This is a genomic window from Rhodobacteraceae bacterium M382 (assembly GCA_025141015.1).
GTDB classification, from domain to species: domain Bacteria; phylum Pseudomonadota; class Alphaproteobacteria; order Rhodobacterales; family Rhodobacteraceae; genus Aliisedimentitalea; species Aliisedimentitalea scapharcae.
The window spans coordinates 1,540,178-1,555,757 of the sequence record CP081098.1; the positions used below are offsets into that span (position 1 = coordinate 1,540,178).

A 15,580-nucleotide genomic window follows, 5' to 3' on the forward strand; every position below is an offset into this window, starting at 1 on the left:
AAGGCGCGGGGGCGGGAGTATCCCGTCGATTTTTCACGGATGGATCAATCCGTGTCAGGCATCGCGTGACCGCGCAGGCGCAGGAACAGGCTGGCCTCGTCGTTGTTGTGAAAATAGGGGACCGATTTGGGGGGCGTTCGGTCCCGGGCACGACCGGCAACTTCGGCCAGCACCACCTCGGTGATAAACGGCAGATCGAACTGACGGGCTTCGCTCAGTTTGATCCACTGCAGATGCGACAGTTCGTCAGACGCATGGGTGAAATCATCCAGATCGCCCTGAATTTCGCCCGCATCCACCAAGAAGAACCGGGCGTCAAATCGGCGTGGTCGACCGGGAGGGGTCAGGGCCCGAAACACGAACTGCAACGGATGGGCGGCCGGGACGTGGCCAGTGGCGGCAAAGCTGGTCCAATCCTCCGGGGCGTCGCCCTGCCAGGACCCGGGGGTTCCCAGCACCAGACCGGTTTCTTCCCACAGCTCGCGCACCGCGGCCACAGCCAGCGCATGATGCAGACCCTCCGGAGCCTGATCGGCCAGGCGGTCGCGGCACAGATCTGGCAACGCAGTACCCAAGGGCACATCGGCATCCGCCGCGTCCACTGCGCCGCCGGGAAACACGAACTTGTTGGGCATGAATGCGGCTTTGGCACCCCGCTGCCCCATCAGGATTGCCGGATCATCCATCCGGTTCCGCAAAACAATTACTGTTGCCGCATTGCGAATGGCGGTCTTGTCCGTGCTCATACTGCGTGCCCTTTTCCCCGATGATCCGCTGTCGATCAATCGCTGTCCCCGAACCCGTGCATACGCCGTGCCCATTGGAACCCGATGACCGCGCCCTTAATTCTGGGCAGAAGGTACAGAGACAATCCGGTGCAGCCAACCGCAAAGATGGTAAACAGTGTCAACGGCTCCGGCCTCCAGGTGGTAAATACCACATGCAACAATGGTGCCATCAGATGTCCGACAATCAGGATCGTCAAATAGGCAGGGGCATCATCCGCGCGGTGATGGTGTAACGGCTGTTCGCAGATCGAACAGGCGTCATTCACCTTCAGGTAGGCGTGCAACAGATTGCCGCTTCCACAATTGGGACATTTGCGCCGCCACCCTTTCAGCAGGGCCGGTTTCAGCGGGCGATCGGTCTGCGCCTCGGTCTGATCCGGAAGCGACTCCAAAATCTGGGATTGGGTCATGAGAAATTCCTGTGTCTTTGATCCATATTTGGGGGGTGGGTCGGGTCAGGGAAAGAGGCGAGCCTATCTCTGCGGCAGGATGCCGCGAAAGCGAGGGAGCCAGAAGAAAATGCATTTTTCTGCGACGGAACCCGTGGAGCGTTTCGTTAGAGAAGCATGGTTGGCGGCACCGGGTCGCCCATTATCACAGGAACATAGACCATGAAAAACACTGCTTTCATCGCTGCCATTCTTGCCACCGCAGGTGTGATCGTGGCTGGAACGGCACATGCGCAACCAGGTGGTTTTGGCAAACACGGTCCTAAGGTGAGCTTTGAAGAACTGGATACGGACGGCAATGGTGAAGTGACCAAAACGGAAATGGAAGCTCATCGTGACGCCCGGTTTGCCAAGGCAGACACCAATGGTGACGGCAAGCTGACCCTGGACGAAATGCAAGCCCAGGCCCGGAAAAAGGCCGAAGCGCGCAGCGCCAATATGCTCAAGGAGTTTGACAAGAATGGTGACAATGCACTGAGCCAGGATGAGATGCCCAAACCCCGTCGCGCAGGCAAAATGTTCACGCATATGGATGCGGATGGAAGTGGCGGGATCTCGGCCGAAGAATTCGCCGAGGCCAAATCTCGCATGGGCCAGAAACGTGGCTGGATGAAAGGCAAGGGCAAGGATTGCAGCAGCAACTGATCCGGCCTAGGTGATAACAACAGGAGCAAGGCGGCCAGAGGCGGGCCCATGGACCGCGCTGCCTTGCTCCGGACGCAACGCTGACAGGCCTGAATACATGACAAAGCCGGAACAGATTCCGTCAGAAGATGCGCTGTTGGTGTTGTTTGCCAACGGGGACCCTCGGGCTGCGCGGGATCTGACGGATCGGTTGGCACCACGTGCTTTTGCTGTTGCACAACGGGTGCTGGGCGACCGGGCCGAGGCCGAAGACGTTACCCAGGAAGCCATGATGCGTCTGTGGCGAATGGCACCGGACTGGCAAACCGGCCAGGCCAAAGTGTCGACCTGGCTGTATCGTGTGGTTATGAATTTGTGTCTGGACCGCAAGAGGCGTGCGCGCGGTGGGGCGGTTGGGTTGGATGCCATCCCGGAACCCGCAGACCCCGCCCAAAGCGCGGCAGATCGGATGCAGGACAACGCCCGTTGGGATGCGCTGCAGCAGGGATTAATGCAATTGTCTGACCGACAGCGTCAGGCCGTGGTTCTGCGCCACATCGAAGAATTATCCAATCCGGAGATCGCCGGAATTATGGACATCACAATCGAGGCGGTTGAAAGTCTGACCGCTCGGGGGAAACGGGCCCTGGCAGCCGCATTGGCTGGTCAGCGCAAGGAGTTGGGGTATAGCGATGGTTGACCAAAGCAAAGATTCCGAAGAGCCGGGCGACGCGGATGCAACACTTGAGGCGTTGTTTGCAAAGGCGCGGGCCATTCCGCCCGAGATGCCGGTGGGATTGAGCAATCGGATCGTGATGGATGCCCAACAGATTCAAATCAGCCGATCACAGGCCAGTGTCGAGATGGGGCCTCCCGAAGCCGGACCTGGGCTGTGGGCTCAGCTGAGGGCAACGCTGGGCGGATGGCCTGCGCTGGGCGGCATGGTGGTTGCATCGCTGTTGGGTGTCTGGATCGGCGCAGCACCTCCGGCGTTCCTGCCGGATGCGACACAGACCCTGGGGCAGACTGCCCAAGACGTCGATGTTTTTGACAGTTTCGATATGGCTATCGTGTTTGCAGAGGACGGATCATGAGCACCGAACAGGACAAACCGCAAAAGACCCCGATGCGCCCGTGGCTGCGGGTCGTGTTGATTGGATCCCTGACGGCCAACCTGTTGGTGGTCGGCCTGGTCATCGGAGCAGCCTGGCGGTTCCGGGATCATGACGGAATGCGCCCCACACCGTCCGTTGGGGCGATGATGTACCGGGAGTTGTCCCGCGCGGATCGCAATGAACTGCGCCAACATGCCTGGGGAGATCGCGGCAAGTTCAAACAAAAGCGGCTGGAAGACGGGCTGGCCGTGACCCAGGTGCTGCGGCAGGTGCCTTTTGATCCTGACGCATTGTCAGAATTGTTGAGGGCCCAGGTGCATCGACGCGAGACGTTTCAAGCTGGCATTCAAGAGAAATGGATCAATCGGGTTGCGAAAATGAGCGATGGAGAGCGTCAGGACTATGCTGATCGTCTCGAAACCCGCATGAAAAAAGGCGGACACAAACGCCACTGATGCCCTGGAAATTGATCCAGCATAGACCGCTGTAGGTCTGTCTGATCACGAATGTCAGTAGCCGGGCCCAGAGCATTCGGATGCGGTGCCCCTGAACATTCCACGAAATCCTGGCGTGGTCCAAACATCAGCCCGGGCAACGACGGGGGCTTTTTGCCTGGCGGCAGTTTCCCACCTACAGCGTCCTGGCAAAGGACCGGTCCCGTCACGCGGCTTGGGGCGACAGGGTCACCCGATTGCGCCCGGCATGTTTGGCCGCATATAGCGCCTGATCAGCCTTGCCAATCAACTGTTCAACCTGGTTGCGGCCGGTGTCTGAAAGTGACGGTCCCAAGGTGCCACCGATGCTGATGGTGACGGGGACAGGGTGGTCGACTTTGGCGACCTGAAACGGGCTGTGGTTTACGACCCGGCACAGTTCACTGGCAGTTTTCTGCAATTCGTTGGCCGTTGTCCCGGGCATGACGATCAGGAATTCCTCGCCGCCGACCCTTGCAGCCAGATCACCCGGACGCAGAACCGACCGCAATCGTTTGGCGGTTTCGACCAGAACCGCATCCCCGGCCGGGTGGCCGTAGCGGTCGTTGATCGATTTGAAATGATCCAGATCTGCGAGGATCACCGCAAAACTCTGGTTATGCAGCTCTGCATGCTGTGACAACCGGGCCAGATAGGGCAGGGCATAGCGGCGATTGTATAACCCGGTCATCGGGTCCAGAACCGCCGCGCGTAATCCGCTGCGCACCTGGTCGCGGACCCTGTCGCTTTGTGCCTTGAGGCGCAGTTGGGTTCGTAATCGCAGCGCCAGCTCGTCGACACAGAACCCGGTCTGCATTGCGTCATGGGCCCCCCGGTCCAGCGCTTCGGCCGCCAGTTTCGGGCTGGCCGGGTTGGGCACGGCAATGACAACCGTCTGGCGCGTGGCAGCGCGGGCGCGCAAATCGGCGAGCAGTCGCAGTCCGGCGCTTTCGGCGCTTTGGTCCAGCTCCAGAATGACCGCATCCGGCACCGGATCTGTCATCAGCGCCTGGATGTCGTTCAGTTGATGGGTGCGCAGTTGGTACGGCACCTCGGGTTTCAGCCGGGCGCGCCACAGCGCGGCAGTGGCGGCGTTCTGCGCCACAAGTGCAACTGAAATTGTCGATTGCGCCGGAGCAAAGGGCTCCATGCTTTCAGCGAAGCCCATCGCAGGCGTGCTGTTGCTTTGGTGGGTGATCTCAGCGGTGTTGGTGCGATTGCGGATCAGGCTGCGGATCCGAGCCTGAAGAATAACATCATCCAACGGGTAACTCAGCACGTCGTCAATTCCAGCCGACAGCGCGGCCAGCCGGTTTTGGCGGTCATTCTGTTCCGTAACAGCAATTATGGGTACGCCTGCAAATCCATCGCTGCGGGCCAGCATGGCCTTGATATCTGTGACTTTGCCATCGGGCAGGGACATGGCCGACAGGATCAGGTCGGGGCGGGTTCGTTGGATGGTCGCACCCAACCCTTCCAGCCGTTCAGCCTGTACCACATGATAGTACGCAGCAGTGAGCTGAACCTTGAGCATGATCCGATTGGTGGCCACGCCATCTATGATCAAAATGGTGCCCTGCACATTAACACCTTTTCCATACTTGCTATACACGATGGTTGAAGTGTTATTGAATGTGGTTAACAAACCCTTTCTTCCATCGCTAAAAATGGTGAGGTGCGCGCGTGAACGCCGATACTGCCGAAACACTTGCCCTGCAGGCGCTGACCTGGCTGGTGGGTAATGATGAACTTCTGCCCGTGTTTCTGGGGGCCACCGGAGCGGACGCCAAGGATCTGCGTGCCCGGGCGGATCAACCGGAATTTCTGAGCTCTGTGCTGGACTTCCTGATGATGGATGATGCCTGGGTCATGGCGTTTTGCGACGCCCATGGTGTCGCTTACGAGATGCCAATGCGGGCGCGGATGTCGCTGCCGGGTGGTGCACAGGTGCATTGGACCTGATACAAGGCCCGCAACTGAACGTCGCGACCCAAAAGGATCCCACCATGCCCGTTGACGCCATTCTCTTTGACAAGGACGGAACCCTGTTCGATTTCGCGGCTACGTGGAACGGTTGGACAGGTCAGATGATTCGCGACCTGTCCGACGGAGACGAAGATCTGATCCAGGCCCTGGCAGATGTTGTCAGCTATGATCTGGAAACCGGCAGCATCCGTCCCGACAGCATTGTCATCGCCGCTTCGAACGCAGTGATTTCAAAGGCATTGGCCGAACCGCTGCCCGGAAAAACAGCCGAGGAAATCGCCGATTATCTGGCCCACAGTGCAGCAACTGCGCCGCTGGTGCCTGCCACGGACCTTGCACAGATGTGCAAGGCGTTGACAGATCACGGTGTGACGCTGGGTGTGATGACCAATGACGCAGAACATTCGGCCCGCGCGCATCTGACGTCGGCGGGAATTCTGGAACAATTTGCCTTTGTCGCCGGGTATGATAGCGGGCATGGCGCAAAGCCGGACCCTGATCCCCTGCTTGCATTTTGCAAAGCCGTCGGCGTGGATCCTGCCCGCGCCGCCATGGTCGGCGACAGCGAACATGATCTTGTTGCAGGTCGCGCCGCTGGTATGCGCACCCTTGCGGTGCTGACAGGGATGGCTGGCGCGGATGAACTGAGCCCACATGCCGATGCGGTGCTGCCCGATGTGGGCCATATCCCGGCCTGGCTGACCCAGTAACCCTTTTTCGATTGGCACCACTGACAGATCCCGTTGGCCCCCCGGCCAGCGGGTTTTTGCTTTTTGCGGGTGGCGTGATCCCGTGGCGATCCTGTGCAATCTCTCTCGAATTTATTTGGAAATCCAAAAACGACAAAACTTGTCGTGTTTGTTTGTGCGGCTTTTGCGGGTCAACGGCACAAATTCGACACATCATGACGCAAGGGAGACATGGCATGGCAGATTCGGCGGGACGCAAACGGCGCGGTGGCGGTCGGGCAGGGGCATCGGCACGGCGCGGAACCTCGGTGATTGAACAAATGCCCTGGTCGATCCCGATCAACAGGGACAATCCGGTCGAACCCATGCCGCCCGAAGGGGTTGAAGCCATCCACGAGGGCGCCATGCGGATCCTCGAAGAGATCGGTGTGGTGTTCCTGAACCCCGAAGCGCTGGCGATCTTCAAACAGGCTGGCTGCAAGGTCGATGGTGAACTGGTCCGTTTTGATCGCGATTTCATCATGGAGATGATCGCCAAGGCCCCCAGCGAATTCACCATCACCCCGCGCAACCCGGATCGGACCATTCCCATCGGTGGCAACCACATGCTGTTTGGCAATGTCTCATCGCCGCCAAACTATTGGGACATGGAAATCGGCCGCAAGGTGCCCGGCAATCGAGAGATGTGCCAGAACCTTCTCAAACTGACCCAGTATTTCAACTGCATCCACTTTGCCGGTGGCTATCCGGTGGAACCGGTGGATATTCATGCGTCGGTGCGTCACCTGGATGTGCTGTTTGACAAGCTGACTATCACCGACAAGGCCATGCACGCCTATAGCCTGGGCAAGGAGCGGGTCGAGGACGTGATGGAGATGGTGCGTATCGCGGGTGGACTCAGCCACGAAGAATTCGACGCAAAACCGCATATGTACACCAACATCAACTCGACCTCGCCGTTGAAACACGACTACCCGATGATCGACGGGTGTCTGCGGCTGGCGCGGCGTGGCCAGGCCATCGTTGTATCGCCCTTTACCCTGGCGGGTGCCATGGCACCGGTAACCATGGCCGGAGCGGTTGCACAGTCGATTGCCGAAAGCCTCTGTGCCATTGCGCTGTTCCAATATGTGGCCCCCGGAACACCCTGTGTCATCGGCACATTCACCTCGAATGTGGACATGAAGACCGGCGCGCCCGCCTTTGGTACACCGGAATACATGCGTTCGACCCAGATGACCGGCCAGATGGCGCGGTTTTACAACCTGCCAATGCGGTCTTCCGGTGTTTGCGCGGCCAATGTGCCGGACGGTCAGGCCATGTGGGAAACCTCGAATTCGCTCTGGGCGGCCGTGCAATCGGGCACCCATATGGTCTATCACGCGGCTGGCTGGCTCGAGGGCGGGCTGATCGCCAGCCCCGAAAAATTCATCATGGACTGCGAAATCCTGCAACAGATCCAGCGCTACAACCAGCCCGAGATCTGGCGCACTGACACCGATGACATTGCCTTTGATGCGATCCAAGAGGTCGGCAACGAAGGCCACTTCTTTGGCATTCAGCACACCCAGGACCGTTACTCCACTGCCTTTTACCAACCCTTCCTCAGCGATTGGAAAAACTACGAAGGCTGGGAAGCCGCCGGTGCGGTATGGACCCCGGAACGGGCCCATCACATGTTCAAGGACATCATTGCCAACTTTGAAGAGCCCCCGATGGAGGTCGCTATCCGCGATGAGCTTGCCGACTTTGTGGCGCGGCGCAAATCCGAAGGCGGTGCCCCGACCGATTTCTAATCCGGCACGGCCCTGAAAAACAGCGCAGGACGCCCGCAACCGGCGTCCGCGTATCTTTATCTCTCCCCGAAAAAGCGGCTTCTTTCTGGTCGGAAATACCTCGGGGGAGCAGCCTTTGGCTGCGGGGGCAGAGCCCCCTCTTGGCTCTCATGTTTCGCTGCGTTTGTCTGGTGTCGTTTGCCGCAATGCCAGGCCCAACGGGCGGGAACGGGCGGGCGCGCGCCGATGCGGGCCTGCGCCGCGTTGCAGTTGTGATCCACGCTGGGCTAGAACAGTCAGGCCCCTGCGTCGCATCAAGGATCGCTCATGCCCGCTTCTGTCCCTGCACCATCCTCCGCATCCTTGATGAAGGATCGCCTGTTGTTCAGCGTCTTGGGGAGCGGACTGGCGTTGGCGCTGTGGGGGTTGGGCGAGAACTGGAACCATTCGGCCTGGCCCCGGGGTGCATTTCTGGCGGCATTCACATTTGTATCGGTCTATGCGGCGGTGGTTCTTGCGCTGATTGGCCCGGTGTCCATGGGGCGGGCGCTAATCGGTGCCGGGCTGATTGCTGTACCGGCGACGGTTCTGGTGTCCTTGGGGGGGCAACGATATGTCGATCCGATGCAGCTGCTTGATCGGGCACCGGCCCTGACAGTCACGGTGCTTCTTGTCTATCTCGCAACCCCCTTCCTCTCGGTGATCCTGCGCAATCGCAGCGCCTGGCGGGATTACGCACTGCTGTTTGATACAGCCTGGTCCTTTAGCACGCGCTATCTGTTGGCCTGGATCCTGGTGTCGGTGTTCTGGTTGCTGGTGTTTTTGTCGGATGCGCTGATGAATCTGATCGGCATTGATCTGATTGAACGGCTCTTGGACTCTGAATGGGTGGTGTTCGGTCTCAGCGGAGGTGTTTTGGGGCTCGGGCTCGCGGTTGTGTACGAGCTGCGCCAAACCCTGTCTCCTTTTGTCGTGCTGCGGATGTTCCGCATGCTTGTGCCCTTTGTGTTGGTGATCGTCGCGCTCTTTCTCGCTGCCTTGCCGTTTCGGGGGCTTTCGCAATTGTTTGGCGCGGTGTCCTCGGCTGGAACGCTGATGTCGGTGTGCATCTCGGCAATATGTCTGATTTCGATTGCCGTGGATCGGGATGACGATGCCCGGGTGTCGTCGGCGGGGCTCAACCTTGCAACACGGGGGCTGGCAATTCTGCTGCCCGGGTTGGCGGGGCTGGCGATCTGGGCGATTGCGATCCGGGTGGCCCAATATGGATGGACGCCGGATCGCGTTTTGGCAGCGGTGTTTTCCATCGTCCTGGGGCTGTATGGGGCCGGCTATGCCGGGGCCTCACTGATCAACCGTCGCTGGACCGGACTCATTCGTGGATGGAATGTGATCATGGCCTTTGGTGTCATGACAGTATCGGCGGCGTGGCTGACGCCGGTACTGGATGCCAACCGGATCAGCACGAACAGCCAGATCACCAGGTTTTCTGCCGGTGAGTTGACGACGCAACAACTGGCCCTGTGGGCAATGCAACATGATTGGGGCACTGCCGGGCAGGCGGGTTTGGCCCGACTCGAGGCGTTGGTTGATCATCCGGAACACGCCCAATTGGTCCAAAGCATCGAGGTCGTGCAGACGCAGCCCGACAAATATCGGTTTGAACAGACATTGATTGACCAGCGTGCACCCGAAGAACTGGCCCAACTCGTCGCTGCAATGCCTGTCCGCCCTGAAAATAGCCCCCTGAGTGTTGCGGATCTGTCCGGGTTGCCAGAGTTCCGCCGGACGCAATGGCTGACGGCCTGTACACAGATCAGGCCCGAAGGCACACCAGGCTGTGTTATGATCCGGGGACAGTTTTTGCCGGGGTCAGAAGAACAGGCGATGGTCCTGTTTGTGGATGAATTCAATCGAACCAGGGTCAACCATCTGATTGTTCGCGCGGACGGCGTCCAGGTTCAGGATGCGTATGACATGGCAACCCGTGGTTGGCCTGAACTGCCTGCAAACGCAGTGGCCGATGCGTTGAACGGCGACTTTGACCTGCGCCCGCGCGGCGGCGTTGCCTTGCATATCGGTGGCCAGACGCTCGAGGCCATCCCCTGAAACAGGGAGGTCAAAAGTACCTCCAGTTTTATTTGTTGGGTTTTTCTTAAGGGTTGTCCGGTGAAATCTGGGCAACGCGACTAGAGAGGCCAGACATGCACGGTCTGATCAACAAGGCCATACAATCTTTTGTATGCAACACATATGGGCAGGAACGATGGCACACGGTGATGGACCGTGCCGGCCTGGGATTCACCGATTTTGAGGCGATGCTGATCTATGAAGATGAGCAGTCACAAAAAGTGCTCGCTGAACTGGGGCGCGAATTGGGTCGACCGTTGGATGAAATCCTGGAGGATATGGGAACCTTTCTGGTATCCCATCCCCAGCTTGAAGCGCTGCGTCGTCTATTGCGGTTTGGAGGGGTGACTTATGTCGAATTCCTGCATTCGCTGGATGATCTGCCTGATCGCGCACGGTTGGCAGTGTCGGATTTGCATCTTCCCGCCATGGAACTGAGGGAATATGCATCAGATCAATTCACGTTGACCTGCCACCCCGGATTGCCGGGGTTTTGCAGCGTCATGGTGGGCGTTCTGCGTGCCATGGCCGATGACTATGGTGCGTTGGCCATGCTGGACCTGAACCCATCGGGCGGGCAAACCGATGTGATTTCCATAACTTTGATTGAAACCGCGTTTGCAGAAGGCCGCAGCTTTGAACTGGGGGCCCGGGCAGGATGATTTCGTCGCCGGAATTCGCCAAGATCCTTGATTGTATCTGTCCAATGTATGTCATGCTGGACGAGACGGGCCATATGCTGCGCGTAGGGCCCACCTTGCAAAAGCTGAGACCACAAAGCCTGATGCCAGGCCAGCGGTTCCTGGAAGTGTTCGAATTGAACCGTCCCCGGTCGATTGACCGTATGGAAACCTTGATGTCCACGGCCGGGGCCAAGCTACACCTGTGTTTCAGAGATCAACCCAGAACAAGCCTGAAAGGGGTGTTGGTTCCCTTGCCAGAGGAAAAGGGAGCTTTGGTCAATCTGTCTTTTGGTATTTCGGTGCTGGACGCGGTGCGTGACTATGCGCTGACCAGCGCCGATTTTTCGGCAACGGATCTGACCATTGAACTGTTGTATCTGGTCGAGGCAAAGTCGGCGGCAATGGAAGCATCGCGAACGTTGAACCTGCGTTTGCAGGACGCCATGATTGCGGCAGAGGAACAGGCCTTTACGGATACGCTGACCGGGTTGAAGAACCGCCGCGCCATGGACCACATTCTGGATCGCACGATTTCCAAATCAAATTGCTTTGCCGTAATGAACCTGGATCTGGACTATTTCAAGACGGTCAATGATACGCTGGGTCATGCTGCTGGGGATCATGTGCTGGAACATGTGGCGCAGGTCATGATCGCGGAAACGCGCCAATCGGATACTGTTGCACGGGTGGGCGGTGATGAATTCGTTCTGTTGTTCGACGGTTTGCAGGACCGGGACATCCTGGACAGGATTGCAAGCCGTCTGATCAATCAACTGGAAGAGCCGATTTTCTTTAATGGTCAGGTCTGTCGGATCTCGGCCAGCATCGGCACTGCGCTGTCGGTTCCGGACCAAAAGACCGAAGCGGCCGTTCTCTTGCACCAGGCGGATGTCGCATTATACGCGGCCAAGAATGCAGGGCGGGCGCAGCATTTCTTTTATGACCCGTCGCTGGAGGAAACCGAAGAGCAGAAGACGGTGGCGAATTAGTACGCGGTGCATATGCTGCCAGAATGTCCGACCCTATGTGACACCCATGCAAAATGGAGGGAACCGAGGTTATTGGACCCGATCTCGCCTTGTGAATAGGGACAGGGGGATGATCATCTGTATCGAAACCTTGACACAGATGATTGTATTTGGTCGGCTGAGAGCAGGTTTTTCATAAGTTTAATACCACGCCGTCGACCAGGGGCTCCCATGAGGCGGCCAATTCATGAGGGTGGAAAAATGTTTGCTCGTAAACTCTGTATGTCAGCCGTCGCGGCCAGCTTGGTTCTGGGTCCCGTGCAACGCGCACAAGCCAATGATGCGGCCGCGTTGCTGGGCGGAATGATCATCGGCGGCGCAATCGTGAACGAAGTCAACAAAAGCAAGCGCCGCAAGACCACAACCCGTCGCAAGTCTACAGTGTCCTCGGCCCAAAGGGCGCAGAACCGGCAGGTTCAGGAATCCCTGAATTACTTTGGATATAACGTAGGGGCGGTGGATGGTTCCCTGGGGCGGCGCAGCCGCGCTGGGATTTCGCGGTATCAGGCTGACATGGGGTACACATCAGACGGGTATCTGGACGACTATGAACGCGAATTTCTGATCAACAGTCACCATCGCGCGCAGGCAAGCATTCATGTCGCGCCTTATAACCAGATCCTGGCAAGCCAGGGGACGATCGGGGTTTTGCGGACATATCGCAATGAACAGCTGGGCATTGCCACACCGCAGGGTCAGTATCAGCAGCCCTATACAGCGGCATCCCAGGCGCCAGCGAGCGTGCCGGTGACCGCGCCTGCTCCAACCGCCGCGCAGCCCCAGGGTATTCTGGCCCGAAATCAGACGGCGGCGCTGCCGACATTCAATTTTACACCTACGGAACAATCCGCCGCGACGCATTGCAACCAAATCAATGTCATGACCACGACCAATGGTGGGCTCACGTCAGCCGTCCGTATTGGCGATGCCGAATTTGCGCTGTCTGAACAATTCTGTCTGGCCCGCACGCAGGTTCAGGTTGACGCAGCCCGGGTCGAATCCACCATTCCCAACATGACACCGGCGCAGATCGAACAGCAATGCGATGGGCTGACCCAGGTGATCCAACCGCATATGGGCGCGCTCAGCACAACTGATCCGCAACAGGTCACCCGTCAGATCGGTGTGGTTCTGCAGAATTCCGGCCATCCGATCGCACAGTTGATCTCGGGCGGTAAAGTGTGCCTGGGGGTTGGGTATCGCAATGACAATTCCGAAATGGCCCTGGCCTCGGCTCTGGTTCTGAGCGCTGGCGGCGAGCCTGCTTATGCCGAATTGGTCAGCCACCACCTGCGCGGCGGTTTCGGCACCCAAAGTTCGTCTTTGGCGGCGGCCAGCTGGATGCAGATGACGCTGGCCTCCTTGGATGCAGGTGCTGCGCCGTTCACCGGTCAAACACCTGATCGCATTGCCGTTCTGCGGGCTGCGCTCTCGGGAGGTGGACAGGCCGCGACCACGATCCCGGTGTTTTCATCCTCTAACAACTGATCGGGCTTGGGCCTGATTTTGCAACTGCGCGCTGCCCTTGGTTGGGGCAGCGCGTTTTTTATGGCCCCGGATTTTTGTTGCCATGACCCCGTTTTTTTTGGTTGCGAGACTGTCGGTTGTGGATCAACCATTGTGATATGAAAACTGTGCCATCTCTGCTGCGCCGTGCGACCGGCTGTGATCTGGTGACCTGAACGGTCGCTTGGGGTGTGTGACACCCGCTCACGCTGTTTGTCCTTTGTTTTCAATTCTCGGAACCTGCAACATGACTCATGACGCGCTGCGTCTGGCGATCGATATCGGTGGCACCTTTACAGATACCGTTCTTATGGCCGGTGAGGATCAGATCCTCGCTTCGACCAAGACCCTGACAACCCATGACAATCCGGCCGAGGGGGCTCTTTTGGGCGCGACGCGGGTGATGCAGGACAGCGGACGCGCGCTGCACCAGGTGACTGGGTTTATTCATGGGACAACCCTGGCAACCAATGCGCTGATCGAACGGCGTGGCGCACAGGTTGCGACCATCACCACCCAGGGTTTTCGCGACATCCTCGAAATCGCCTATGAGCGACGTTATTCGCAATATGACATAGATCTGGAAAAACCTGATTTGCTGGTGACGCGGGAGCGGGCCTTTACCGTATGTGAACGGATGTCTGCCGATGGGCAGGTTCTGATCCCTTTGGATGAAGACATTTCGGATCTGTTGACAGCGCTTGATGGTTCGGGTGCACAGGCTGTCGCCATCTGCCTGATGCATTCCTATGCCAATGACGCCCATGAACGGCATCTGCGGGAATTGATACAGATCGCGCGCCCGCATCTGGAGGTGTCAATTTCCTCCGAGGTCAGCCCCGAAGCCCGCGAATTTGACCGGCTATGCACCACCGTGGCCAATGTTTATATCCAGCCCCTGATGCGCCATTACCTGGAACGTTTCCAGGCAGCTTTTTCCGATCAGGGGCTGACCTGTCCGATCCTGATGATGACTGCGGGCGGCGGTATGTGCACGTTGGGAACCGCGGCGCGCCTGCCGATCCGGCTGGTTGAATCCGGTCCTGCGGGAGGGGCCATTCTGGCCGCACGGATTGCCGCGCAGGCGGGGTTGGATGAGGTTCTGAGCTTTGACATGGGCGGCACCACGGCCAAGCTGTGTTTGATCGACAATGCCCGCCCCCAGACCGCGCGACAGTTTGAAATTGCCCGCGCCGCGCGGTTCATCAAGGGATCAGGTATGCCTGTTCGCATTCCCGTGATCGAGATGATCGAGATCGGGGCCGGCGGTGGATCAATCGCGGCGGTGGACCGTCTGGGCCGGCTGAACGTCGGTCCGCGCAGTGCCGGATCAGAGCCTGGTCCAGCCGCCTTTGGTCGCGGCGGCGATGACCCGACAGTCAGCGACAGTGACATAGCACTGGGCTATATCCGACCCGAAACATTTGCAGAGGGCCACCTGAAGATCGAACCCGAGGCCGCCCGCCGGGTGTTGGCCCGCGACATAGGGGACAAGATGGGGACCGATGCCACCGGGGCCGCCGATGGGGTTAGCCGCATCGTCGATGAATCCATGGCCAGCGCGGGGCGCATGCATGCTGTGGAATCGGGCAAGGATCTGGGGAATCGCACAATGATTGCCTATGGTGGAAATGGCCCATTGCACGCAACACGCGTGGCCCGGGCCTGTGGTGTGTCGCGTGTGTTGGTTCCGCCAAACCCCGGGGTCGGTTCCGCCGTCGGTTTCCTGTTTGCGCCGGTGTCGTTTGAAATCGTGCGTAGCCGTTATACCTTGCTTGATGACATCGGATCGGGTGTCAACACGCTGTTGACCGACATGGGAAATGAAGCCCGCGCGGTTGTAGAATTGGGGGCTGATGGTCAAAAGATCGAGCTGCGCCGCACGGCCTTCATGCGCTATGCAGGACAGGGGCATGAGATCGAAATTTCGCTGCCGAACCATGATCTTGCTGCGGGCGATCTCCCGTTGCTGACCCAATCGTTCGAGGCGGAATATCGCCGCCAGTTTTCGCGTCCGGTGCCGGGTATGGTGATCGAGATCCTGAACTGGGCGGTCTATGCGTCGACCCCGGCCCGCAGGGTTCAGGATGCGGTTGCCGCGCCACCCGAACGGGTTTTGCCCCGACACGATACATCCGAAATCAGCTGTGACATTGATGGTACCCTGAAACAGGCGCATCTGATCGCCCGTTGCGATCTGAGTGCAGGGGATGTGGTGCACGGGCCCGCGCTGATATTTGAACCGCAGACCACCACATTGGTCAGTGCTGATTTCACCGCTCGGGCCGATGCTCTGGGCAACCTGATCCTGACACGGCAGGGCTGAGGAGAGAC

Annotated in this window: 15 protein-coding genes; 12 read left to right on the top strand and 3 right to left on the bottom strand. The window is 58.8% G+C overall.

Annotation, left to right across the window (positions count from 1 at the left end):
- Positions 1-44 precede the first annotated feature (44 nt).
- Both K3727_07065 and K3727_07070 read right to left on the bottom strand, forming a co-directional pair.
- Positions 45-746 carry an NUDIX hydrolase gene (locus K3727_07065; protein UWQ92533.1) on the bottom strand — a complete coding sequence of 234 codons (702 nt, stop codon included), beginning with the start codon at positions 744-746 and terminating at the stop codon, positions 45-47.
- A 35-nt stretch (positions 747-781) separates the two neighbouring features.
- Positions 782-1,198 (bottom strand): DUF983 domain-containing protein, encoded by a 417-nt coding sequence (locus K3727_07070; GenBank protein UWQ92534.1) that lies wholly within the window; start codon positions 1,196-1,198, stop codon positions 782-784.
- Positions 1,199-1,399: 201 nt separating this feature from the next.
- On the opposite strand from K3727_07070, the gene K3727_07075 reads away from it, so the two are divergent.
- The 4 genes from K3727_07075 (at position 1,400) to K3727_07090 (ending at position 3,431) form a co-directional block, all read left to right on the top strand.
- Complete coding sequence (locus K3727_07075) at positions 1,400-1,882, top strand: calcium-binding protein (protein ID UWQ92535.1); 483 nt, start codon at positions 1,400-1,402, stop codon at positions 1,880-1,882.
- 97 nt (positions 1,883-1,979) lie between these two features.
- Positions 1,980-2,561, top strand: a complete 582-nt coding sequence (locus K3727_07080; GenBank protein UWQ92536.1) for an RNA polymerase sigma factor — start codon at positions 1,980-1,982, stop codon at positions 2,559-2,561.
- Positions 2,554-2,955 (top strand): hypothetical protein, encoded by a 402-nt coding sequence (locus K3727_07085; GenBank protein ID UWQ92537.1) that lies wholly within the window; start codon positions 2,554-2,556, stop codon positions 2,953-2,955. Before K3727_07080 ends, K3727_07085 begins: the two co-directional genes overlap by 8 nt.
- The gene (locus tag K3727_07090) at positions 2,952-3,431 is read left to right on the top strand and encodes a periplasmic heavy metal sensor (protein ID UWQ92538.1); all 480 of its coding nucleotides are present in this window, start codon (positions 2,952-2,954) and stop codon (positions 3,429-3,431) included. Before K3727_07085 ends, K3727_07090 begins: the two co-directional genes overlap by 4 nt.
- 205 nt (positions 3,432-3,636) lie before the next feature.
- Here the strand turns inward: K3727_07090 and K3727_07095 are convergent, their stop codons facing one another.
- Positions 3,637-5,031 carry a diguanylate cyclase gene (locus tag K3727_07095; protein ID UWQ92539.1) on the bottom strand — a complete coding sequence of 465 codons (1,395 nt, stop codon included), beginning with the start codon at positions 5,029-5,031 and terminating at the stop codon, positions 3,637-3,639.
- Positions 5,032-5,132: 101 nt separating this feature from the next.
- Between K3727_07095 and K3727_07100 the strand changes: the two genes are divergently transcribed.
- The 8 genes from K3727_07100 to K3727_07135 all read left to right on the top strand — a co-directional run bounded on the left by K3727_07100 (position 5,133) and on the right by K3727_07135 (position 15,572).
- A complete protein-coding gene (locus K3727_07100) occupies positions 5,133-5,411 on the top strand; it encodes a DUF3572 domain-containing protein (protein ID UWQ92540.1) in 279 nt (92 codons plus the stop codon).
- A gap of 44 nt (positions 5,412-5,455) precedes the next feature.
- Entirely contained in the window at positions 5,456-6,145 is a 690-nt protein-coding gene (locus tag K3727_07105) for an HAD family hydrolase (GenBank protein UWQ92541.1), read from the top strand.
- A gap of 215 nt (positions 6,146-6,360) precedes the next feature.
- Positions 6,361-7,920 (top strand): trimethylamine methyltransferase family protein, encoded by a 1,560-nt coding sequence (locus tag K3727_07110; GenBank protein ID UWQ92542.1) that lies wholly within the window; start codon positions 6,361-6,363, stop codon positions 7,918-7,920.
- Positions 7,921-8,226: 306 nt separating this feature from the next.
- Entirely contained in the window at positions 8,227-10,008 is a 1,782-nt protein-coding gene (locus K3727_07115) for a DUF4153 domain-containing protein (protein UWQ92543.1), read from the top strand.
- A gap of 95 nt (positions 10,009-10,103) precedes the next feature.
- Entirely contained in the window at positions 10,104-10,691 is a 588-nt protein-coding gene (locus K3727_07120) for a heme NO-binding domain-containing protein (protein ID UWQ92544.1), read from the top strand.
- Positions 10,688-11,701 carry a GGDEF domain-containing protein gene (locus K3727_07125; GenBank protein UWQ92545.1) on the top strand — a complete coding sequence of 338 codons (1,014 nt, stop codon included), beginning with the start codon at positions 10,688-10,690 and terminating at the stop codon, positions 11,699-11,701. Before K3727_07120 ends, K3727_07125 begins: the two co-directional genes overlap by 4 nt.
- Positions 11,702-11,941: 240 nt before the next feature.
- On the top strand, positions 11,942-13,228 hold the full coding sequence (locus K3727_07130) for a peptidoglycan-binding protein (GenBank protein ID UWQ92546.1): 1,287 nt from the start codon (positions 11,942-11,944) through the stop codon (positions 13,226-13,228).
- Positions 13,229-13,493: 265 nt separating this feature from the next.
- Positions 13,494-15,572: a hydantoinase/oxoprolinase family protein gene (locus K3727_07135; protein ID UWQ92547.1), complete on the top strand. Its 2,079-nt coding sequence runs from the start codon at positions 13,494-13,496 to the stop codon at positions 15,570-15,572.
- Positions 15,573-15,580 lie beyond the last annotated feature (8 nt).